This is a genomic window from Pseudomonas sp. HMSC076A11, assembly GCF_001810205.1.
In the GTDB taxonomy this organism is placed as follows: Bacteria; Pseudomonadota; Gammaproteobacteria; order Pseudomonadales; family Pseudomonadaceae; genus Pseudomonas; species Pseudomonas aeruginosa.
The window spans coordinates 72,338-94,392 of record NZ_KV800262.1 but is presented as its reverse complement, the minus strand read 5'-3'; the positions used below and the strand labels follow the sequence as shown (position 1 = coordinate 94,392).

Sequence of the window (22,055 nt, the reverse complement as noted above, 5' to 3'; positions counted from 1 at the left end):
CCCTCATCCGGCGACCTCGGCAGGGTCGCCGACCAGCCGCTCCAGGGCTTGCAATACCAGGCCAGGCGGCAGCTCGCGGAGGCAATTGTAGTGGCCGAAGCGACAGGTGCGCTCGAAGCACGGGCTGCACTCGAGACCGAGGCGGACGATCTCCACCCGGTCCGCCAGCGGCGGGGTGAACTGCGGCGAGGTGGAGCCATAGACGCCCACCAGCGGGCGATCCAGCGCGGCCGCCACGTGCATCAGGCCGGAATCGTTGGACACCACCGCGCCAGCGCAGGACATCAGGTCGATGGCCTCGGCCAGCGAAGTCTCCCCGGCAAGATTGAAGGACTCCTCGCGCAACCCCGGAATCAGGCGCTGGCGAATCTCCTCTCCACCGGGATGGTCGTTCTTCGAGCCGAACAGCCAGACCTGCCAGCCGGCACGGATCTTCGCCTCGGCGACCGCGGCGTAGTGTTCCGCCGGCCAGCGCTTGGCCTCGCCGAACTCGGCGCCGGGACAGAGCGCCAGCACCGGGCGGTCCAGGCTCAGGGCGAACTTGTCGAGCGCCGCCTGGCGGCTGCCGTCGTCGATCCGCAGGCGCGGCTGCGGATAGGGCTTCGGCAACTCCACGCCCGGCTCGAAGGCCAGGGCCATGAAGCGTTCGATCATCAGCGGATAGCGCTGCTTGTCGAGCTTGCGGATGTCATTGAGCAGCCCGTAGCGCATCTCGCCGCGCCAGCCGGTGCGCTTCGGTATTCCGGCGAACCAGGGCACCAGCGCCGACTTCAGCGAGTTGGGCAGCAGGATCGCCTGCTCGTACTGACCGCGCAGGCCGCGTCCGATCCGGCGCCGTGTGGCGACGTCCATCACCCCGTGGCCGAGCGGGAAGCTCAGGGCCTGGCGCACCTCGGGCATGCGCTCGAGGATCGGTCGGCTCCACTCGGGCGCCAGCACGTCGATCACGCACTCGGGATGCCACTGGCGCAGACACTGGAACAGGGTCTGCGCCATCACCATGTCCCCCACCCAGGAGGGACCTACGATCAGAATTCTCATTCAGGCTCCGGAAATGATCAGGGAGGCTTTCGCCTCCCTGTCACACCCTTCTTCGGTGCTTACTTGACCAGGGTACGCCACTCGGCGTGGGCCTCGGTCTTGCCGCTGACCAGGTCGAAATAGGCTTTCTGCAGCTTTTCGGTGACCGGGCCACGGCGGCCGGCGCCGATCTTGCGACCGTCCACTTCGCGGATCGGCGTGACTTCCGCGGCAGTGCCAGTGAAGAAGGCCTCGTCGGCGATGTACACCTCGTCGCGGGTGATGCGCTTCTCGACCAGTTTAAAACCGTGTTCGGCGGCCAGGGTCAGGATAGTGTTACGAGTGATGCCGTTCAGGCAGGCGGTGACTTCCGGGGTGTAGATCACGCCATCCTTGATGATGAAGATGTTCTCGCCGGAGCCTTCGGCCACGTAGCCTTCCGGATCGAGCATCATGGCCTCGTCGGCGCCGCCGGAGATCGCTTCCTGGAGGGCCAGCATCGAGTTGATGTAGGCGCCGTTGGACTTGGCGCGGGTCATCGAGATGTTGACGTGGTGGCGGGTGAAGGAACTGGTGCGCACCTTGATGCCTTGCTGCAGGGCTTCCTCGCCCATGTAGGCGCCCCAGCTCCAGGCGGCGATGATCACATGGACCTTCAGGCCGCTGGCGCGCAGGCCCATGCCTTCGCTTCCGTAGAACACCATCGGGCGGATATAGGCGCTTTCCAGGTTGTTCTCGCGCACGGCGGCGCGGGTCGCCTCGTTGATCTCGTCGCGGCTGTACGGGATCTGCATGTTCATGATGTGCGCGGAGTCGAACAGCCGGTCGGTATGCGCCTGCAGGCGGAAGATCGCCGTGCCCTGCGGGGTGTCGTAGGCGCGCACGCCCTCGAACACGCCCATTCCATAGTGCAGGGTATGGGTCAGCACGTGCGTGGTCGCGTCGCGCCACTGCACCAGTTCACCGTCATACCAGATCACGCCATCACGATCGGCCATCGACATAGTTGCCAGCTCCTTCAGATATTCGTTACGTACTTGCGTTACGTGCCTGAGTGGATCAGCCGAGCCGCAGCTCGCGCCAGATCCTGATCACTTCTCGCCGCTCCGTCTGGAAGTGCTCGCCGCTCACGACCCCGGCCTCCTTCTGTAGTGCCAGGCGGTGTGCGGCTGCGCGATAGGCCTTGTAGGCCTCCTGCAGGAGACGGACGTCCTCGCTGGCGATCAGGCCAGCCCGTTCCAGTCCTTCCAGAATGCGGATGTTATCGGTGAATTCGAGCAGCGCCGGGTGTTCTCCGGACCAAGCTAGAACCGCATATTGCACCATAAATTCGATATCGACGATACCACCGGCATCGTGCTTGAGATCGAAGGCTGCCGTGGCCTCGAAGGCATTCGAGGCGGTACCGGCGGCGGTCGCGCGGGTTCCCAGGTTGTCGCGCATCTTGGCGCGCATTTCGCTGACTTCGGTGCGCAACGCGTCGAGATCGCGCGGCCTCGCCAGCACCTCGGCACGTACCGCCTCGAAGCTCGCCTGCACCCGCCGGCAACCGGCCAGCACCCGGGCGCGGACCAACGCCTGGTGCTCCCAGGTCCAGGCCTCCTGCTCCTGGTAGCGCTGGAAGGCGCCCAGCGAACTCACCAGCAGGCCGGCCGCGCCGCTCGGACGCAGGCGCATGTCGACCTCGTAGAGGGTGCCGGATGGCGTCTGCGCGGTGAGGAAATGGATGATCTTCTGCCCCAGGCGGGTAAAGAACTGCGCGCCATCGATGGATTTGCCGCCATCGGTCTCGCACTGGGGGTCGCCGTCATGGATGAACACCAGGTCGAGGTCCGAGCCATGGCCGAACTCCAGCCCGCCGACCTTGCCGTAGCCGACGATGACGAAGTCCGGATCGCACGGCGTGCCGTCGGCGCGCAACGGCCGGCCGTGACGCTGCACCAACTGCCGCCAGGCCAGTTCGAGGACCTCGACGAGGATCGCCTCGGCCAGCCAGGTCAGGTAGTCGCTGACCTTCATCAACGGCAGCGTGCCGGCGATCTCCGAGGCCGCCACCCGCAGCCCGTGGGCCAGCTTGAAGTGACGAAGGGTCTCCATCTGCTGCTCGAGGTCGTCCTCGGGAATCCGCATCAGCCGTTCGCGCAGCTCGGCGGCCAGCTCGGCGGCCTGTGGAGGACGGAACAGGCGCCCCTCGTTGAGCAGCTCGTCGAGTAGAATCGGGAACCGCGCGATCTGCTCGGCAACCATCGGGCTGGCCGCGCAGAGGGTCAGCAGGCGCTCCAGCGCGCCGGGGTTCTCGGTCAGCAACACCAGGTAGGCGGAACGCCGCGCCACCGCTTCCACCAGCGGCAGGACCCGCTCCAGCACCAGGTCCGGCTGGGGGTTTTCCACGGTCATCGCCAGCAGGCGCGGAACGAAGGCATCCAGGCGCTCCCGGCCGAGACGCTGCATCGCTCGTACCTGGGGGCCGTGGCGCAGATCGCTGAGACGCTTCCAGGCCGCCTCGGCATCGACGAAGCCGGCGTCGGCCAGTTGCCGGCTGGCCGACTCCTCGTCCAGCGCCTCCTCCCACAGCGGGATCCACTCGGCGCCGACGCTGCCGCAGGCCGCCTCGCCGCTTTCGTCCTCGTCCGGGTCGGCGATCACCTGGCGGAAGTGCCAGTCGATGCGCGCCCGCCAGTGGCTCAGGCGCTCGTGGAATGCGGCCCAACTGGCGAAGCCCATGATGAAGGCCACGCGGATGCGGTCGTATTCGTCGCTGGGCAGCATTTGCGTCTGCCGGTCGGCCAGCGCCTGGATGGCATGCTCGGCGTAGCGCAGGAACTCGTAGCCGCCGCGCAGCTCCTCGACCACCGCCGGCGGCAGGTAGCCCTGCCCCTCCAGGGTCGCCAGCACCTTCAGCAGCGGCCGTTGCTGCAAGCTCAGGTCGCGCCCGCCATGGATCAACTGGAAGGCCTGGGCGATGAACTCCACCTCGCGGATACCGCCTTCGCCCAGCTTGATGTTTTCCGACATCCCCTTGCGCCGGACCTCCTGCTGGATCAGCTGCTTCATGGTGCGCAGCGCCTCGATGGCGGAAAAGTCCAGGTAGCGCCGATAGACGAACGGCCGCAGCATGCCGAGCAGTTGCTCGCCTGCCTGCTGGTCGCCGCCGACCACCCGCGCCTTGATCATCGCGTAGCGCTCCCAGTCGCGCCCCTGGTCCTGGTAGTACTGCTCCAGCGCGGCGAAGCTGTAGACCAGCGGTCCGCTGGAGCCGTAGGGACGCAGGCGCATGTCGACGCGGAAGACGAAGCCGTCGACGGTGATCGCATCCAGCGCCTTGATCAGCTTCTGCCCCAGGCGGGTGAAGAACTCCTGGTTGTCCAGCGAACGCTTCGCCCCCTCGGTCTCGCCGCCCTCCGGGTAACCGAAGATCAGGTCGATGTCCGACGACAGGTTGAGTTCCACCGCGCCCAGCTTGCCCATGCCGAGGACCACCATCCGCTGCGGTTCGCCGGAGCGCCGGCCGATCGGCGTGCCGAACTGCTCGCACTGGCGCCGATGGAGCCACTCGCAAGCCAGGTCGATGCAGGCGTCGGCCAGGGCCGACAGGTCGCGACAGGTTTCCGCCAGCGCGGCGCGGCGGGTCAGGTCGCGCCAGATGATGCGCAGTTGCTGGCGTGTGCGGAAACGTCGCAGGCGCCGACCGAGTTCGTCCTCGTCGGCGCAATCCTCCAGCCGCGCCTGCAACTGACTGCGCAGTTCGCCGGGCGCGTGGGGGTTCTCCAGCTCGCCGCGTTCGGCCAGTTCCAGCAGCATCGCCGGGTCGCGCACTGCCTGCTCGGCGACGAAATCGCTGGCCGCGGCGACCCGTCGGAAATCCTCCAGGCGCTCCTCGGGCCAGGCCTCCAGGCGGGCCAGGGCGGCGGCATCGAGGGCGGCGACAGCGGAGCGGAGGGCAGTCCCGGCGCGTTCGGCGGCGGGCAGCAGGGTGGCCGGCAGATTCGCCAGCGAAGGCAGGCTCATGGTCTATCCTGTTTGGGCTTCCGACCGAAGACCACAGGCTCGACGCACAACGTCGAAAAGGCTCTACATCGGGCCTTATAGCCTGACAGCGACAATCGAAATGTAGTTTTACTACTAAAAATTGTATCCAGAGGGCTGTTTCTCAGACTGATCTGTAGTAAAACTACAAGTCGCCGGGTACACCCCCGGAGAACATCCAAGAATTAGCTGCGGTCGCCCACGAGGCCGGCCGCTCACCTATGGCATCCGATTCTGGAAGCCTTTCCGCCCTGGAGCAAGCCATGCAAGACCTCGATCCCGTCGAAACCCAGGAATGGCTGGACGCCCTGGAGTCCGTACTCGACCGCGAAGGTGAAGACCGCGCTCATTACCTGATGACCCGCATGGGCGAGCTGGCCAGCCGTAGCGGCACCCAACTGCCCTACGCGATCACCACGCCCTATCGCAACACCATTCCGGTAACCCACGAAGCACGCATGCCCGGCGACCTGTTCATGGAGCGCCGGATCCGCTCCCTGGTGCGCTGGAACGCCCTGGCGATGGTGATGCGGGCGAACAAGCACGACCCGGACCTGGGCGGCCACATCTCCACCTTCGCCTCCTCGGCGACCCTCTACGACATCGGCTTCAACTATTTCTTCCAGGCTCCCACCGACGAACACGGCGGCGACCTGGTGTTCTTCCAGGGCCACGCGTCCCCCGGCGTCTACGCCCGGGCCTTCCTCGAAGGCCGCATCAGCGAGGAACAACTGGAGAACTTCCGCCAGGAAGTGGACGGCAACGGCCTGTCCTCCTATCCGCACCCCTGGCTGATGCCGGACTTCTGGCAGTTCCCCACCGTATCCATGGGCCTTGGCCCGATCCAGGCGATCTACCAGGCACGTTTCATGAAGTACCTGGAAAGCCGCGGCTTCATCCCCGCCGGCAAGCAGAAGGTCTGGTGCTTCATGGGCGACGGCGAGTGCGACGAGCCGGAATCCCTCGGCGCGATCTCCCTGGCCGGCCGCGAGAAACTCGACAACCTGATCTTCGTCATCAACTGCAACCTGCAGCGCCTCGACGGCCCGGTCCGCGGCAACGCCAAGATCATCCAGGAGCTGGAAGGCGTGTTCCGCGGCGCCGAGTGGAACGTCAACAAGGTCATCTGGGGTCGCTTCTGGGACCCACTGTTCGCCAAGGACACCGCCGGCCTGCTGCAACAGCGCATGGACGAGGTCATCGACGGCGAATACCAGAACTACAAGGCGAAAGACGGCGCCTACGTGCGCGAGCACTTCTTCGGCGCGCGTCCGGAACTGCTGGAAATGGTCAAGGACCTTTCCGACGAGGAAATCTGGAAGCTCAACCGCGGCGGCCACGACCCCTACAAGGTCTATGCGGCCTACCACCAGGCGGTCAACCACAAGGGCCAGCCGACCGTCATCCTCGCCAAGACCATCAAGGGCTACGGCACCGGCAGCGGCGAAGCGAAGAACATCGCGCACAACGTGAAGAAGGTCGACGTCGACAGCCTGCGCGCGTTCCGCGACAAGTTCGACATCCCGGTCAAGGACGCCGACCTGGAGAAGCTGCCGTTCTACAAGCCTGAAGAAGGCAGCGCCGAGGCCAAGTACCTGGCCGAGCGCCGCGCCGCGCTGGGCGGCTTCATGCCGGTGCGCCGGCAGAAGAGCATGAGCGTGCCGGTTCCGCCGCTGGAAACCCTGAAGGCCATGCTCGACGGCTCCGGCGATCGCGAGATATCCACCACCATGGCCTTCGTGCGGATCATCTCGCAGCTGGTCAAGGACAAGGAACTCGGCCCGCGCATCGTCCCGATCGTCCCGGACGAGGCCCGTACCTTCGGCATGGAAGGCATGTTCCGCCAGCTCGGCATCTACTCCTCGGTCGGCCAGCTCTACGAGCCGGTGGACAAGGACCAGGTGATGTTCTACCGCGAGGACAAGAAGGGCCAGATCCTCGAGGAAGGCATCAACGAGGCCGGCGCCATGTCCAGCTGGATTGCCGCCGGTACCTCCTACAGCACCCACAACCAGCCGATGCTGCCGTTCTACATCTTCTATTCGATGTTCGGCTTCCAGCGCATCGGCGACCTGGCCTGGGCCGCCGGCGACAGCCGCGCGCACGGCTTCCTGATCGGCGGCACCGCCGGTCGCACCACGCTGAACGGCGAAGGCCTGCAGCACGAGGACGGCCACAGCCACCTGCTGGCCTCGACCATCCCGAACTGCCGCACCTACGATCCGACCTACGCCTACGAACTGGCGGTGATCATCCGCGAAGGCTCGCGGCAGATGATCGAAGAGCAGCAGGACATCTTCTACTACATCACCGTGATGAACGAGAACTACGTCCAGCCGGCCATGCCGAAGGGCGCAGAGGAAGGCATCATCAAGGGCATGTACCTCCTCGAGGAGGACAAGAAGGAAGCCGCTCACCACGTGCAACTGCTGGGCTCCGGCACCATCCTGCGCGAAGTCGAGGAAGCGGCCAAGCTGCTGCGCAACGACTTCGGCATCGGCGCCGACGTCTGGAGCGTGCCGAGCTTCAACGAACTGCGTCGCGACGGCCTTGCCGTCGAGCGCTGGAACCGCCTGCATCCGGGCCAGAAGCCGAAGCAGAGCTACGTCGAGGAGTGCCTGGGCGGCCGTCGCGGCCCGGTGATCGCCTCCACCGACTACATGAAGCTCTATGCCGAGCAGATCCGCCAGTGGGTTCCCTCCAAGGAGTACAAGGTGCTCGGCACCGACGGCTTCGGCCGTAGCGACAGCCGCAAGAAGCTGCGCAACTTCTTCGAAGTGGATCGTCACTGGGTGGTGCTGGCCGCGCTCGAAGCGCTGGCCGATCGCGGCGATATCGAGCCGAAAGTGGTGGCCGAGGCCATCGCCAAGTACGGTATCGATCCGGAGAAGCGCAACCCGCTGGATTGCTAATTCGCTCCATACTCCCCTCGGCAGCGAGGGGTTTCGAGCACGCCGGCGCCGCCAACGGGCGGCGCCGGCTCACAACGAACCAAGGACCAAAAGTCTTTGTTTTGCGCGCCGCACAGCGGTGGTGGCACGTAAAAGGAGAGGAATGTGAGCGAACTCATTCGCGTACCCGACATCGGCAACGGTGAGGGTGAAGTCATCGAGCTGCTGGTCAAGCCCGGCGACAAGGTCGAGGCCGATCAGAGCCTGCTGACCCTGGAATCCGACAAGGCCAGCATGGAAATCCCCAGTCCCAAGGCCGGGGTAGTGAAAAGCATCAAGGCGAAGGTCGGCGACACCTTGAAAGAAGGTGACGAAATCCTCGAGCTGGAAGTGGAAGGCGGCGAACAGCCTGCCGAAGCCAAGGCCGAGGCAGCGCCCGCCCAACCGGAAGCGCCGAAAGCCGAAGCGCCTGCTCCCGCCCCGAGCGAGAGCAAGCCGGCCGCCCCCGCCGCAGCCAGTGTCCAGGACATCAAGGTCCCGGACATCGGCTCGGCCGGCAAGGCCAACGTCATCGAAGTGATGGTCAAGGCCGGCGACACGGTCGAGGCCGACCAGTCGCTGATCACCCTGGAATCCGACAAGGCCAGCATGGAGATCCCTTCGCCGGCCTCCGGCGTGGTGGAAAGCGTCTCGATCAAGGTCGGTGACGAAGTCGGCACCGGCGACCTGATCCTCAAGCTGAAGGTGGAAGGCGCCGCTCCGGCAGCCGAAGAGCAACCGGCAGCCGCTCCGGCCCAGGCCGCGGCGCCCGCCGCCGAGCAGAAGCCCGCCGCGGCGGCCCCTGCGCCAGCCAAGGCCGATACCCCGGCTCCGGTCGGCGCACCCAGCCGCGACGGCGCCAAGGTCCACGCCGGCCCGGCGGTGCGCATGCTGGCGCGCGAGTTCGGCGTCGAGCTGAGCGAAGTGAAAGCCAGCGGTCCCAAGGGTCGCATCCTCAAGGAAGACGTCCAGGTCTTCGTCAAGGAGCAACTGCAGCGCGCCAAGTCCGGCGGTGCCGGCGCCACCGGCGGAGCCGGCATCCCGCCGATCCCGGAAGTCGACTTCAGCAAGTTCGGCGAAGTGGAAGAAGTGGCGATGACCCGCCTGATGCAGGTCGGCGCCGCCAACCTGCATCGCAGCTGGCTGAACGTGCCGCACGTGACCCAGTTCGACCAGTCGGACATCACCGACATGGAAGCCTTCCGCGTTGCCCAGAAGGCCGCGGCGGAGAAGGCCGGGGTCAAGCTGACCGTACTGCCGATCCTGCTCAAGGCCTGCGCCCACCTGCTCAAGGAACTGCCGGACTTCAACAGTTCGCTGGCCCCCAGCGGCAAGGCGCTGATCCGCAAGAAGTACGTACACATCGGCTTCGCCGTGGACACTCCGGACGGCCTGCTGGTCCCGGTGATCCGCGATGTCGACCGGAAGAGCCTCCTGCAACTGGCCGCCGAGGCCGCCGACCTGGCCGACAAGGCCCGCAACAAGAAGCTCTCGGCCGATGCCATGCAGGGCGCCTGCTTCACCATCTCCAGTCTCGGCCACATCGGCGGCACCGGCTTCACGCCGATCGTCAACGCGCCGGAAGTGGCGATCCTCGGTGTGTCCAAGGCGACCATGCAGCCGGTATGGGACGGCAAGGCCTTCCAGCCGCGCCTGATGCTGCCGCTGTCGCTGTCCTACGACCATCGCGTGATCAACGGTGCCGCCGCGGCGCGCTTCACCAAGCGCCTGGGCGAGCTGCTGGCGGACATCCGCACCCTGCTCCTGTAATACCTGCGCCGCTCCCCACGGAGCGGCCAGCCCCTCTCGCGAGCATGCCACGCTCGTCTCTCGGCCCCACCGGATGGTGGGGCTTTTTTTGCCCGCCTGACGGCTCGGCGAAACTGCGTCCCGTCGTACCGCCAGCGAATGCCACAGGACCCGCAGGCGCGAGTTCGGCGCGCACGATGACAGGCGCTCGACGCCAACCCTCCCGGCGAAGCCAACCCTACGAAAAACAGGGCTTTTCCAGCGGCACCGCAGACCTCCGACCGTCCAGCGGTTTTTTCCCGGATACGCTTAACTTGGGCCCTGCCGGGCCGATACAGAGTTACTTGTCAGACCAATCGGCATAATGCACCCTTTGCCTGCACCCCATCGAAACGGGTCGAGGCCTCCCCCTCGCTCAGTACCTGGAATCAGCCTCGCATGAAAAGTCATCCCGATGCCGCCAGCCGTTCGGCGGCCGAGGTTGTCACGCAGCTACCCGTGCCGTCGCGGCTCGGGCTGCTGCGTTTCGAGCGGCTGAACGAGCCGAGCTGGGCACTGCTGTTCCTCGATCCTGCCTGCGAGCGCCAGCTCGGGCTGCCGGCGACTACCCTCTGCGCACTGCTCGATGCGCCTTACGCCAGCCTGATGGAACCCGAGGCCCGCCACCGCCTGCACGAGCAGATCCAGCAGCAACTGGTGAAGCGCCCGCACTACCAGGTGAGCTACAAGCTGCACACACCCAACGGCGTGCTGACCATGCTGGAGTTCGGCGAAGCCTTCCAGCAGCATGGCCGCCAGTTGCTGCACGGCTACCTGATGGTCGAGGAGCGAGCGGAGAGCGCCGAGCGCAGCGAACAGTTGCTCGACCTGGAATCGCAGAACCTGCGCCTGAAGGCGTCCCTGGACCTCTACCAGCGCTCCCAGGACGACCACCTGCAACACCTGCTGCGCTCGCGCACCCAGCAGAACCTGATCGTCCGCCTGGCCCGCCATCGCTACCTGTCCAGCGACCCGCTGCTGGAGGCTGCGCAACTGATCACCCAGGCCGCCTGCGAAGCCTACGGCACCGCGCGAGCCGGCATCTGGCGGCTGCTCGACGACCAGCGCCTGGAAGCGGTGACCGTCTACCGCCGCGACCTCGACCAGTACGAGAAGCCCCAGAGCATCGACGCCAGCCGCTACCCCGCCTACCTCGAGGCGGTACACAGCGGGCGCGCCATCGACGCCCACAACGCCCAGCGCGACCCACGCACCCAGGAACTCTACAAGGACTACCTGAGGCCGCTGGGCGTCAACGCCCTGCTCGACGCCACCATCCGCATCGGCGGCGAGGTGGTCGGCGTGCTGTGCCTGGAACACGCCGGCGAGAACCGCATGTGGCAGAGCGACGAGATCGCCTTCGCCGGGGAACTCGCCGACCAGTACGCGCAGGTCCTGATGAACCACGAGCGACGCAATGTCTCCAGCGCCCTGCACCTGTTCCAGCGCGCGGTGGAACAGAGCGCCAGCGCCTTCCTGCTGATCGACCGCGACGGCGTGGTGGAATACGTCAATCCGAGCTTCACCTCGATCACCCAGTACAGCGCCGACGAAGTGCGTAACCGACGCCTGTCCGAGCTTCCGGCGCTGGAGAACCTCAGCGAGCTGCTGTTCGACGCGCGTTCCGCGCTGACCCAGCAGAACAGCTGGCAGGGCGAGTTCCGCAGCCGCCGCAAGAACCACGAGCCTTACTGGGGCCAGTTGTCGCTGTCGAAGGTCTACGACGATCTCGGCGAGCTGACCCACTACATCGGCATCTACGAAGACATCACGCAGAACAAGCTGGCCCAGCAGCACATCGAGAAACTCGCCTACCGCGACAACCTCACCGGCCTGGCCAACCGGCACTATTTCATCGGTGCCCTCGAGGAACGCCTGGAAAGCAGCGGCGACCGCCCGCTCAGCCTGCTGCTGGTGGACATCGACAACTTCAAGCGGATCAATGACAGCCTCGGCCACCAGACCGGCGACAAGCTGCTGGTCAGCCTGGCCCGGCGCTTGCGCAGTTGCCTCGGCGACGGCGCCACCCTGGCGCGCTTCGCCAGCAACGAGTTCGCCGTGCTGCTCGACGACACCGCGGTGGAAAAGGGCGAAAGCATTGCCGCGCAGGTCCTGCACATGCTCGACAAGCCGCTGTTCGTCGACAACCAGTTGATCAACATCACCGGCTCCATCGGCCTGGCCAGCGCCCCGCAGCACGGCTGCGACCCGCAGACCCTGATGAAGTACGCCGGCCTGGCGCTGCACAAGGCCAAGGCCAACGGCAAGCACCAGGTCCAGGTGTTCACCGAGGCGCTGACCGCCGAGGCCAGCTACAAGCTGTTCGTCGAGAGCAACCTGCGCCGCGCCCTGGCGCAGAACGAACTGGCGGTGCACTACCAGCCCAAGCTGTGCCTGCGCAGCGGCCAGTTGCTCGGCCTGGAAGCCCTGCTGCGCTGGCAGCATCCGGAAAAAGGCATGATCCGCCCGGACCGCTTCATCAGCGTGGCCGAGGAAACCGGGCTGATCGTGCCGATCGGCAAGTGGGTGATCCGCGAAGCCTGTCGCCAGGCCCGCGAGCTGGCCGAGGCCGGGCTGGGCGAGCTGCAGATCGCCATCAACCTGTCGCCCAAGCAGTTCACCGACCCGGACCTGGTCGGCTCGATCGCGGCGATCCTCCACGAAGAGAACATTCCGGCCAGCCAACTGGAACTGGAGCTCACCGAAAGCCTGCTGCTGGACGCCACCGACGATACCCGCCAGCAACTCGAACGCCTGAAGAGCCTCGGCCTGACCCTGGCGATGGACGACTTCGGCACCGGCTACTCGTCACTGAGCTACCTGAAGAAATTCCCCATCGACGTGATCAAGATCGACCGCAGCTTCATCAAGGACATTCCGGACAGCCAGGACGACATGGAAATCACCTCGGCGGTGATCGCCATGGCCCACAACCTCAAGCTCAAGGTAGTCGCCGAAGGCGTGGAGAGCGCCGAGCAACTGGCCTTCCTGCGGCGCAACCGCTGCGACATCGGCCAGGGCTACCTGTTCGACCGGCCGATCCCCAGCGACCTGCTCAATACCAGTCTGCTGCGCTATCCCTGCCGCACCCTGCACTGATCGCCCAGGCCTCCCCCGCCGGCGCGGAAAGGCTGTACTCTCTGTGCTCATCCGCGAGTCATTCGCCTACCCCCTGAGCAGGAGACGAGAGCCATGGTTCTGCGTTCTGAAATCCTCACCAAGAAAAGCGAGCTGCCCACGCCGGACCAGGCCCTGCCGGGTCGCGAAAGCGCCATGCCGGTGCCCGAAGCGCACTTCGTCAACGGCCGCCCGCTGACCGCGCCGTTCCCCGCCGGCCTGCAACAGGTGCTGTTCGGCATGGGCTGCTTCTGGGGCGCCGAGCGTCGCCTCTGGCAGCAACCGGGTGTCTGGGTGACCGCGGTGGGTTATGCCGGCGGCTACACGCCGAACCCGACCTACGACGAAGTCTGCTCCGGCCTGACCGGCCACAGCGAGGTCGTGCTGGTGGTCTACAACCCGCAGGAGACCAGCTTCGAACAGCTGCTCAAGGTATTCTGGGAAGCCCACGACCCGACCCAGGGCATGCGCCAGGGCGGCGACATCGGCACCCAGTACCGCTCGGTGATCTACACCTTCGACGCGGCCCAGAAGGCCGCGGCCTTGGCCAGCCGGGAGAACTTCCAGGCCGAACTGGCGAAAGCCGGCTACGACCGCATCACCACCGAGATCGCCGACGTCCCGCCCTTCTACTACGCCGAGGCCTACCACCAGCAGTACCTGGCGAAGAACCCCAACGGCTACTGCGGCCTGGGCGGCACCGGGGTGTGCCTGCCGGCCTGACGACTATTCCGCCACCAGCCAGTCGAGACGCCAGCCGCCCTGGCTCTGGGCCATGACCTCGGCCAGCCAGGGCAGTAGGTCGCGCAGTTCGTCTTCCAGCGGCCACGGCGGATTGACGATGGCCAGCCCGGAGCCGTTGAAACGCTCGGCGTCGTCGATCGGATGCACGTGCAGCTCGGCACGCAGCAGCTTCGGCGCGACGCTACGTTCCAGGGCCTGGTAGAAACGCTTGAGCTGGCGCTCGTCCTTGATCGGATACCAGATCACCACCACCGTCTGGCGCATCCGCCCGATCGCCTCGTCGAGCGCAGCGACACAACGCTGCAATTCGTCGGCCTGCTCGAACGGCGGATCGATCAGCAGCACCGCGCGCTTTTCCGGCGCCGGCAGGAACGCCCGCGGCAGCAGCCAACCGTCGCCCTGGTGCACGGCGACCCGCCGTTCGCCAGCCATGTTGGCCTTGAGCAGGCGGCCGTCCTCGGGATGCAATTCGTTGAGCAGCACGCGGTCCTGGGCGCGGGTCAGGCGCCGCGCCAGTTCCGGCGAGCCCGGGTAGTAGCGCAGGGAGCCGTCCGGATTCAGGTGACGGATCACGTCCAGGTAATCGTCCAGTTGCTCGGGCAGGCCTTCGCGCTCCCACAGGCGGGCGATGCCCTGCTCCCACTCGCCGGTGCGGCTGGCCTCGTCACCCTGCAGGTCGTAGAGGCCGACCCCGGAATGGCTGTCCAGGTAGGCGTACGGCGTGTCCTTGCGCCCCAGCAGGGCGAAGATCCGCGCCAGCACCAGGTGCTTGAAGACATCGGCATGGTTGCCGGCGTGGTAAGCGTGACGATAGTTCATGATGACTGCTCCTTGGACAGCGCCAGGCAGCGCTGCTAGCCGGACCGCCCGGCCCCGGCGGTTTCGCGCCGACCCCGCGTCGGCACAGGCCCTCGCCCATGGGCGAGGGGCGCGGATTCTACCAGCCTCCCGAGGCTTCGGCAGCGGTCTCGCCGTCGCAGGTTTGGCCCTTGTATCACGCATATCGATGTTGGTTGGCGACCTTCATTCACCAGCCTAGACTCGCTGGCACCCTGGCACCGCCTGCGACGGTCGATGCCTTCGCCGCGCCGCCCCACGATCCCCTTTCGCCGAGGTCGTCATGTCCGAAACCCTGCTCAGTTCCCGCAACCTGGCGTTCGAGCTGTACGAAGTCCTCGATGCCGAAGCCCTGACCCAGCGCCCGCGCTTCGCCGAACATAGCCGCGAAACCTTCGATGCCGCCCTCGGCACCGCGCGGAGCCTGGCGGAAAAGCTGTTCGCCCCGCACAACCGCAAGGGCGACGAACACGAGCCGCTCTATGAGAATGGCTCAGCCACGCTGATTCCGGAAGTGAAGCCGGCAGTGGATGCCTTCCTCGACGCCGGCTTCCTCAACGCCACCCGCAGCTTCGAGCAAGGCGGCATGCAGTTGCCGACCCTGCTGTCGCAAGCCTGCTTCGCCCACTTCCAGGCGGCCAACGTCGGTAGCTCGGCCTATCCGTTCCTGACCATGGGTGCCGCCAACCTGATCGAGAGCTTCGGCAGCGAGGAGCAGAAGCAGCGCTTCCTGCAACCGATGATCGAGGGCCGCTTCTTCGGCACCATGGCCCTCACCGAACCGCACGCCGGCTCCTCCCTCTCCGACATCCGCACCCGCGCCGAACCGGCCGCCGACGGCAGCTATCGGATCAAGGGCAACAAGATCTTCATCTCCGGCGGCGACCACCCGCTCTCCGAGAACATCGTGCATATGGTCCTGGCCAAGCTGCCGGATGCACCGCCGGGGGTGAAAGGCATCTCGCTGTTCATCGTGCCGAAGTTCCTGGTCAACGCCGACGGCAGCCTCGGGCCGCGCAACGACGTGATCCTCGCCGGCCTGTTCCACAAGATGGGTTATCGCGGCACCACCTCCACCGCGCTGAACTTCGGCGACAACGGCGCCTGCGTCGGCTACCTGGTGGGCAAGCCGCACCACGGCCTGGCCTACATGTTCCAGATGATGAACGAGGCGCGCATCGGCGTCGGCATGGGCGCGGTGATGCTTGGCTATGCCGGTTACCTCTATTCGCTGGAGTACGCCCGCGAACGCCCGCAGGGCCGCCTGCCGGACGGCAAGGACCCGAGCGCGCCACAGGTGGCGATCATCCGCCACGCCGACGTGCGGCGCATGCTGTTGACCCAGAAGGCCTATGTCGAAGGCGCCTTCGACCTGGGCCTGTACGCCGCGCGCCTGTTCGACGACAGCCAGACCCTGGAAGACGACGAACAGCGCCGCCAGGCCCACGACCTGCTCGACCTGCTGACCCCGATCGTCAAGTCCTGGCCCTCGGAGTTCTGCCTGAAGGCCAACGAGCTGGCGATCCAGATCCTCGGCGGCCACGGCTACACCCGCGAATACCCGGTGGAACAGTACTACCGCGACAATCGCCTGAACCCGATCCACGAAGGCACCCACGGCATCCAGTCCCTCGACCTGCTGGGACGCAAGGTCGGGCAGAACAATGGCGCCGGCCTGCGCCAGCTGACCCGCCTGATCCAGGACGCCTGCCGGCGCGCCGAAGCCCACCCATCCCTGGTCGCCCTGCGCCAGCCGCTGGAACGGCTGGTGGCGCGGCTGTCCGAGGTGACCCTGGCACTGCTCGGCGACCTGATGCAGGGCCAGGTCAACCAGGGCCTGGCCAACTCGGCGCTGTACCTGAAAGTGTTCGGCCATGCGGTGATCGGCTGGCGCTGGCTGGAGCAGGCGATCCGCGCCGAGGAAGGGCTGGCTCGCGGCGACTGCGCCGACGCCGACTTCTATCGCGGCAAGTTGCAGGCCGCACGCTACTTCCTGACCTGGGAAGTGCCTGGCTGCCACCACGAACTGGCGCTGCTGGAGGCCCGCGACGACGTGTGTTCGAGCATGCAGGAAGAATGGTTCTGATCCTGCCTGCCCTTTCCCGCCCCGGTCACGTCCGGGGCTTTTTTATGTCCGGGCATGGACGCCGGGTTGCCGTTGCCTGGCGGCCACGCCGGCGAGTCCGCGCGCACTCGCCCGGACAACGCGAAAGCCTTGGAATTCCTTCGAAAAAAACCGCAGCCGCCCCTTTACAGTCCGCCAAATCCGCAGGTTAGAATCACTTGGCATGCGGCCTGCATCCTGTCTACGTAATTCCCCTACGTAAAACCGACCCGTAGCGTCGCCTTCCCCCTGTCCCGCCGCGAGGAGGCCGACCTTGGACGCCGTCACCGTCAATAATTTCTTCCTGATCGGGGCGGTGCTGGTCGGCATGAGCATCCTCGTCAGCTCGCTGTCCTCCCGCCTGGGCATCCCGATCCTGGTGATCTTCCTCGCCGTCGGCATGATCGCCGGCAACGACGGGGTCGGCGGCATCGTCTTCGACAACTATCCGATGGCCTACCTGGTGGGCAACCTGGCGCTCGCCGTGATCCTCCTCGACGGCGGCCTGCGCACCCGCGTCTCCAGCTTCCGCGTGGCGCTCTGGCCGGCATTGTCGCTGGCCACCCTGGGCGTGCTGGTGACCACCGGCCTGACCGGCATCGCGGCAGCCTGGCTGTTCGACCTGCACTGGATGGAAGGCCTGCTGATCGGCGCCATCGTCGGCTCCACCGACGCCGCCGCGGTGTTCTCCCTGCTCGGCGGCAAAGGTCTCAACGAGCGGGTCACCGCGACCTTGGAAATCGAATCGGGCAGCAACGACCCGATGGCGGTGTTCCTCACCGTGACCCTGATCGAGATGCTCGCCAGCGGCCAGACCGGCCTCAGCTGGGGCTTCGCCCTGCACCTGGTGCAGCAGTTCGGTCTCGGCGCCCTGCTCGGTCTTGGCGGCGGCTGGTTGCTGCTGCAACTGATCAACCGCATGCACCTGGCCGGCGGCCTCTACCCGTTGCTGGTGATCAGCGGCGGCCTGCTGGTGTTCGCCCTGGCCAACGCCGTCGGCGGCAGCGGCATCCTCGCCATCTACCTGTGCGGCCTGCTCCTCGGCAACCGCCCGATCCGCAGCCGCCACGGCATCCTGCACATGCTCGACGGCATGGCCTGGCTGGCGCAGATCGGCATGTTCCTGGTCCTCGGCCTGCTGGTCACCCCCCACGACCTGTGGCCGATCGCCCTGCCGGCACTGGCCCTGGCGCTGTGGATGATCCTGGTGGCACGACCGCTGTCGGTACTGATCGGACTGATCCCGTTCCGCGCCTTCCACGACCGGGAGAAAGCCTTCATCGCCTGGGTCGGCCTGCGCGGCGCGGTGCCGATCATCCTCGCGGTGTTCCCGCTGATGGCCGGCCTGCCGAACGCCCAACTGTTCTTCAACGTGGCCTTCTTCATCGTCCTGGTCTCGCTGCTGGTGCAGGGCACCAGCCTGCCCTGGGCGGCCAGGCTGCTGCGGGTGGTGGTGCCGCCGGATCCGGCACCGATATCCCGCGCCGGCCTGGAGATCCACCCGACCAGCGAGTGGGAGCTGTTCGTCTACCACCTGAACAAGGAAAAGTGGTGCATCGGCGCCGCCCTGCGCGAGCTGAAGATGCCCGGCGGGACCCGGATCGCCGCGCTGTTCCGCGGCACCGAACTGCTCCACCCGTCGGGCAGCACCATCCTCGAGGCCGACGACATTCTCTGCGTGATCGGCCACGAACACGACCTGCCGGCCCTCGGCAAGCTGTTCAGCCAGGCGCCCGACCGCGGCCTCGGCGCGCGCTTCTTCGGCGACTTCGTGCTGGAAGGCGATGCCCAGCTGTCGGCGGTGGCCTCGCTCTACGGCCTGAAGCTCGACGGCATCGACGGCGAGCAAGCGCTGGAGCGCTTCATCGCCCACGAGATCGGCGGCGAAGCGGTGATCGGCGACCAGGTGGAGTGGAACGGCCTGACCTGGACCGTGGCCGCCCTGGAAGGCAACCGTATCCGCAAGGTCGGCGTGAAGTTTCCGGAAGGCCGCCCAGGGCCCGGACTTTTCCTCTGATTTCCTGTCGAATTCCCGTTCCGAGGCGCCTTGCGGCGCCTCGGAGCCACCACTAACCTGCATTCACCCTTCTTCGAGTCTCTTCTCGACCATGCCTGCCCTCCGCTCCCTGATCGCTATTCTTTTCCTCGGCCTCTGCCTTGCCAGTCCGCCGCTCCTCGCCCAGTCCGAGCCGCCCTCGGCCGAGGCCGTCCAGCAAAGCCTCGACAAGCTGGCCGAGCGCAAGCTCGCCGAAGCCGACCAGAAGGTCGCAAAGGCCAGCCTCGAACAGACCCTCAAGTTCCTCGCCGCGCGCGACGAAGCGCTGCAGAGCCTGGAGGACCTGAAAAAGCGCCTGAGCGACGCGCCCCGGCAGATCGAGGAAAACCAGCGCGAACTGGAGCGCCTGAAGAAGACCAAAGAACGTCCGGTCAGCGAACGCTACAGCGGCGAGAGCGCGGCCCGCCTGGAAATGCTGCTCAACGACCGCACCACCCAGCAGGCCGAGTGGCAGAAAGCCCTGGGCGAGGCCAACAGCCTGTCGATCACCGCCGAGACCCGTCCGGAACGAGCCCAGGCCGGCATCAGCAGCATGCAGGCACGGATCCTGGAAATCGGCTCGCTGCTCAAGGCCGGCAAGGAAAGCGGCAAGACGATCAACGCCGACCGTCGCGGCGAGCTGCTCGCCGAGCAGGCCGCATTGACCGTGCAGAGCCAGCTGTTGCGCCAGGAGCTGGCCGGCAACAACCTGCTGCAGGACCTCGGCAAGAGCCAGCACGATCTGCTCACCGAGAAGATCTCGCGCCTGGAAAAGGAAACCCTCGACCTGCAGGCGCTGATCAGCGAGAAGCGCCGCGAGCAGTCGGAAAAGACCGTCGCCGAGCTGTCCAAGGAAGGCGCCCAGGGGGCCGGCACCGACAGCCTGCTGAGCCAGGAGAACGCCAAGAACCTGCGTCTCTCCGACTACCTCCTGCGTGCCACCGACCGCCTCAACGTGCTCACCCGGCGCAACCTCGAGACCAAGCAGCAACTGGACAACCTGACCCAGTCCAACCAGGCCCTCGAGGAACAGATCAACGTCCTGCGCGGCAGCCTGCTGCTGTCGCGCATCCTCTACAAGCAGAAACAGGCGCTGCCCAAGATCAAGGCCGACCAGAGCCTGGCCGACGAGATCGCCGACCTGCGCCTCGGCCAGTTCGAACTGAACCAGGAACGCGACAAGCTGGCGACCCCGCAGCAATACCTGGACGACCTGCTCGCCCAGCAGCCCAGCGAGCAGGTCACGCCGGAACTGCGCAAGGATCTCGACACCCTGTTGGCAACCCGTTCCGAGTTGCTCGAACGGCTCAACCACGAACTCAACGCGCTGCTCAACGAAGCGATCACCTTGCAGTTGAACCAGAAACAGTTGCTTTCCACCAGCGAGAGCCTGCGCACCACCCTCGACGAGCAGATGTTCTGGATTCCCAGCAACCAGCCGCTCGACCTGTCCTGGTTCAAGATGACCCCGACCCTGCTGAAGAACCAGCTCACCGAGATCCCCTGGGGCTCCGGGGTGCGTGAACTGGGCGAAGGCCTGGTCGATCGGCCGCTGCTGTTCCTGCCGCTGTTCCTGCTGATCGCCGCGCTGCTGTGGAAACGCCGCTACCTGTACGACAAGCTGGCGGAGCTGAACGACGACATCGGCCACTTCAAGCGCGACAGCCAGCTGCATACCCCGCTGGCGATCCTGATCACCATCCTCCTCGCCCTGCCCGGCACCCTGACCTTCGCCGTCGCCGGCCTGGCCCTGCTGCTGGACGCCCGCGGCCAGAACGCCACCCTCGGCAGCGCCCTGCTGGAAATGGCCCAGGTCTGGCTGCTGTTCTACACCGCCCATCGCATCCTCACCCCGGGCGGCATCGCCGAGCGGCATTTCCACTGGAGCCGCGAACAGGTCGGCTTCCTCGACCGGCACCTGGTCCGCCTCGGCGTTGTGGTCCTGGCGCTGGTCGGCGTGGTGACGGTGGCCGAGCACCAGCCGGCGAGTCTGGCCGACGACGTGATCGGCATCGCCGTGGTCCTGCTCGGCTACGCGGCCATGGCCTGGCTGCTCAGCCGCCTGCTGTTCAGCAGCCCCGGCGACGAGCGTCCGTCGCTGATCAAGATGATCGTCGGCCTCCTCTTCACCGCGCTGCCGCTGGTGCTCTTCGTCGCGGTCTGCTTCGGCTACTACTACACCTCGCTGAAGCTCACCGACCGTCTCATCGATACCCTTTACCTGCTGCTGCTCTGGTTCGTCATCGAGGCCGCCTTCGTCCGCGGCCTGGGTGTGGCGGCCCGGCGCCTGGCCTACGCCCGGGCCCTGGCGAAACGGCAGAACGCGGCGAAGGAAGGCGTCGACGGCGAGACCAACGTCGAGGAGCCGACCCTCGGCATCGAGCAGATCAACCAGCAATCGCTGCGGCTGATCCGCCTGGCCCTGCTGATCGGCTTCATCGTCTGCCTGTACTGGGTCTGGGCCGACCTGATCAGCGTGATCTCCTACCTCGACAACGTCACCCTGTACCAGTACACCGCCGGCACCGGCGAAGCGGCCACCAGCGTGCCGATCAGCCTGCGCGACTTCCTCGCGGCGCTGGCCATCGCGGTGGTCACCGTGGCCCTGGCGCGCAACCTGCCCGGCCTGCTGGAAGTCCTGGTACTGCAGCGCCTGACCCTGGCCCAGGGCAGCGCCTACGCCACCACCACCCTGCTTTCCTACGCCATCAGCGGCATCGGCATCGTCAGCGCCCTGTCCACCCTCGGGGTCAGCTGGGACAAGCTGCAATGGCTGGTGGCGGCGCTCTCGGTAGGCCTCGGTTTCGGCCTGCAGGCGATCTTCTCCAACTTCGTCTCCGGCCTGATCATCCTCTTCGAGCGTCCGGTACGAATCGGCGACGTGGTGACCATCGGCAACCTGTCCGGCACGGTCAGCCGGATCCGCATCCGCGCCACCACCATCACCGATTTCGACCGCAAGGAGATCATCGTCCCGAACCAGACCTTCATCACCGGGCAACTGGTGAACTGGTCGCTGAGCGATACCGTGACCCGGGTCACCATCAAGATCGGCCTGGCCTACGAGACCGACCTGCCGCTGGCGCGCAAGCTGATGATGCAGGCGGTCAAGGAAAACCCGCGGGTACTGCGCGACCCGGAGCCGCTGCTGTACTTCCTGACCATCAGCGCCAGTACCTTCGACTACGAGCTGCGCTTCCACGTCCGCGAACTGGGCGACCGCAACCCCTCTACCGACGAGATCCTGACGAAGATCGCCACCAGCTTCCGCGAACACAAGATCGACATGGCTTTCAACCAGGTCGATGTGTTCGTCAAGAACCTCCAGGGCCAGCAGGTCCAGCTGTTCGTCGGCGAGCCGCAGCACAGCGGCGTCGGCAATCCGCCCGCGCTCAAGGGCCAGGACGGTCCCGCCGAACCGACCCGCTGAACCTCCGGGCCTGGACGCCCTCCG

General features: G+C 66.3%; 11 protein-coding genes. 7 read left to right on the top strand and 4 right to left on the bottom strand.

What is annotated here, in order from left to right; genetic code table 11:
• Window positions 1-3: 3 nt before the first annotated feature.
• Genes waaF through glnE form a run of 3 tightly spaced genes read right to left on the bottom strand, consistent with a single transcriptional unit; the run spans window position 4 to window position 5,028 of the window.
• Window positions 4-1,041: a lipopolysaccharide heptosyltransferase II gene (gene waaF / locus HMPREF2716_RS01830; RefSeq protein ID WP_019726978.1), complete on the bottom strand. Its 1,038-nt coding sequence runs from the start codon at window positions 1,039-1,041 to the stop codon at window positions 4-6.
• Between the two features lie 59 nt (window positions 1,042-1,100).
• Window positions 1,101-2,024, bottom strand: coding sequence for a branched-chain-amino-acid transaminase (gene ilvE / locus HMPREF2716_RS01825; RefSeq protein ID WP_003095783.1), 924 nt, complete (start codon window positions 2,022-2,024; stop codon window positions 1,101-1,103).
• A 55-nt stretch (window positions 2,025-2,079) separates the two neighbouring features.
• Complete coding sequence (glnE, locus tag HMPREF2716_RS01820) at window positions 2,080-5,028, bottom strand: bifunctional [glutamate--ammonia ligase]-adenylyl-L-tyrosine phosphorylase/[glutamate--ammonia-ligase] adenylyltransferase (RefSeq protein ID WP_003146359.1); 2,949 nt, start codon at window positions 5,026-5,028, stop codon at window positions 2,080-2,082.
• Between the two features lie 281 nt (window positions 5,029-5,309).
• Here glnE and aceE point away from each other — a divergent pair, with 281 nt between their 5' ends.
• The 4 genes from aceE (at window position 5,310) to msrA (ending at window position 13,604) form a co-directional block, all read left to right on the top strand.
• Entirely contained in the window at window positions 5,310-7,958 is a 2,649-nt protein-coding gene (gene aceE, locus HMPREF2716_RS01815; protein ID WP_003114556.1) for a pyruvate dehydrogenase (acetyl-transferring), homodimeric type, read from the top strand.
• Window positions 7,959-8,102: 144 nt separating this feature from the next.
• Complete coding sequence (gene aceF, locus HMPREF2716_RS01810; RefSeq protein WP_003115359.1) at window positions 8,103-9,746, top strand: dihydrolipoyllysine-residue acetyltransferase; 1,644 nt, start codon at window positions 8,103-8,105, stop codon at window positions 9,744-9,746.
• 417 nt (window positions 9,747-10,163) lie between these two features.
• A complete protein-coding gene (gene dipA / locus HMPREF2716_RS01805) occupies window positions 10,164-12,863 on the top strand; it encodes a phosphodiesterase DipA (protein ID WP_003114559.1) in 2,700 nt (899 codons plus the stop codon).
• A 93-nt stretch (window positions 12,864-12,956) separates the two neighbouring features.
• Window positions 12,957-13,604 carry a peptide-methionine (S)-S-oxide reductase MsrA gene (gene msrA / locus HMPREF2716_RS01800; protein WP_019726979.1) on the top strand — a complete coding sequence of 216 codons (648 nt, stop codon included), beginning with the start codon at window positions 12,957-12,959 and terminating at the stop codon, window positions 13,602-13,604.
• Between the two features lie 3 nt (window positions 13,605-13,607).
• On the opposite strand, the gene HMPREF2716_RS01795 is transcribed toward msrA, so the two are convergent.
• Entirely contained in the window at window positions 13,608-14,444 is an 837-nt protein-coding gene (locus HMPREF2716_RS01795) for a 23S rRNA (adenine(2030)-N(6))-methyltransferase RlmJ (protein ID WP_003095790.1), read from the bottom strand.
• Between the two features lie 301 nt (window positions 14,445-14,745).
• Between HMPREF2716_RS01795 and HMPREF2716_RS01790 the strand changes: the two genes are divergently transcribed.
• From HMPREF2716_RS01790 to mscK, 3 genes are all read left to right on the top strand, one after another.
• Window positions 14,746-16,548 carry an acyl-CoA dehydrogenase gene (locus HMPREF2716_RS01790; RefSeq protein ID WP_003114561.1) on the top strand — a complete coding sequence of 601 codons (1,803 nt, stop codon included), beginning with the start codon at window positions 14,746-14,748 and terminating at the stop codon, window positions 16,546-16,548.
• Window positions 16,549-16,840: 292 nt separating this feature from the next.
• Complete coding sequence (locus tag HMPREF2716_RS01785; protein ID WP_019726980.1) at window positions 16,841-18,583, top strand: potassium/proton antiporter; 1,743 nt, start codon at window positions 16,841-16,843, stop codon at window positions 18,581-18,583.
• Between the two features lie 91 nt (window positions 18,584-18,674).
• A complete protein-coding gene (gene mscK / locus HMPREF2716_RS01780; protein WP_019726981.1) occupies window positions 18,675-22,031 on the top strand; it encodes a mechanosensitive channel MscK in 3,357 nt (1,118 codons plus the stop codon).
• Window positions 22,032-22,055: the final 24 nt, after the last annotated feature.

Excerpts from the sequence above, each read along its gene's own strand:
- HMPREF2716_RS01790 (WP_003114561.1), top strand. The coding sequence starts at position 14,746 with ATGTCCGAAACCCTGCTCAGTTCCCGCAACCTGGCGTTCGAGCTGTAC.
- mscK (WP_019726981.1), top strand. The coding sequence starts at position 18,675 with ATGCCTGCCCTCCGCTCCCTGATCGCTATTCTTTTCCTCGGCCTCTGC.
- aceE (WP_003114556.1), top strand. The coding sequence starts at position 5,310 with ATGCAAGACCTCGATCCCGTCGAAACCCAGGAATGGCTGGACGCCCTG.
- dipA (WP_003114559.1), top strand. The coding sequence starts at position 10,164 with ATGAAAAGTCATCCCGATGCCGCCAGCCGTTCGGCGGCCGAGGTTGTC.
- msrA (WP_019726979.1), top strand. The coding sequence starts at position 12,957 with ATGGTTCTGCGTTCTGAAATCCTCACCAAGAAAAGCGAGCTGCCCACG.
- glnE (WP_003146359.1), bottom strand. The coding sequence starts at position 5,028 with ATGAGCCTGCCTTCGCTGGCGAATCTGCCGGCCACCCTGCTGCCCGCC.
- ilvE (WP_003095783.1), bottom strand. The coding sequence starts at position 2,024 with ATGTCGATGGCCGATCGTGATGGCGTGATCTGGTATGACGGTGAACTG.
- waaF (WP_019726978.1), bottom strand. The coding sequence starts at position 1,041 with ATGAGAATTCTGATCGTAGGTCCCTCCTGGGTGGGGGACATGGTGATG.
- HMPREF2716_RS01795 (WP_003095790.1), bottom strand. The coding sequence starts at position 14,444 with ATGAACTATCGTCACGCTTACCACGCCGGCAACCATGCCGATGTCTTC.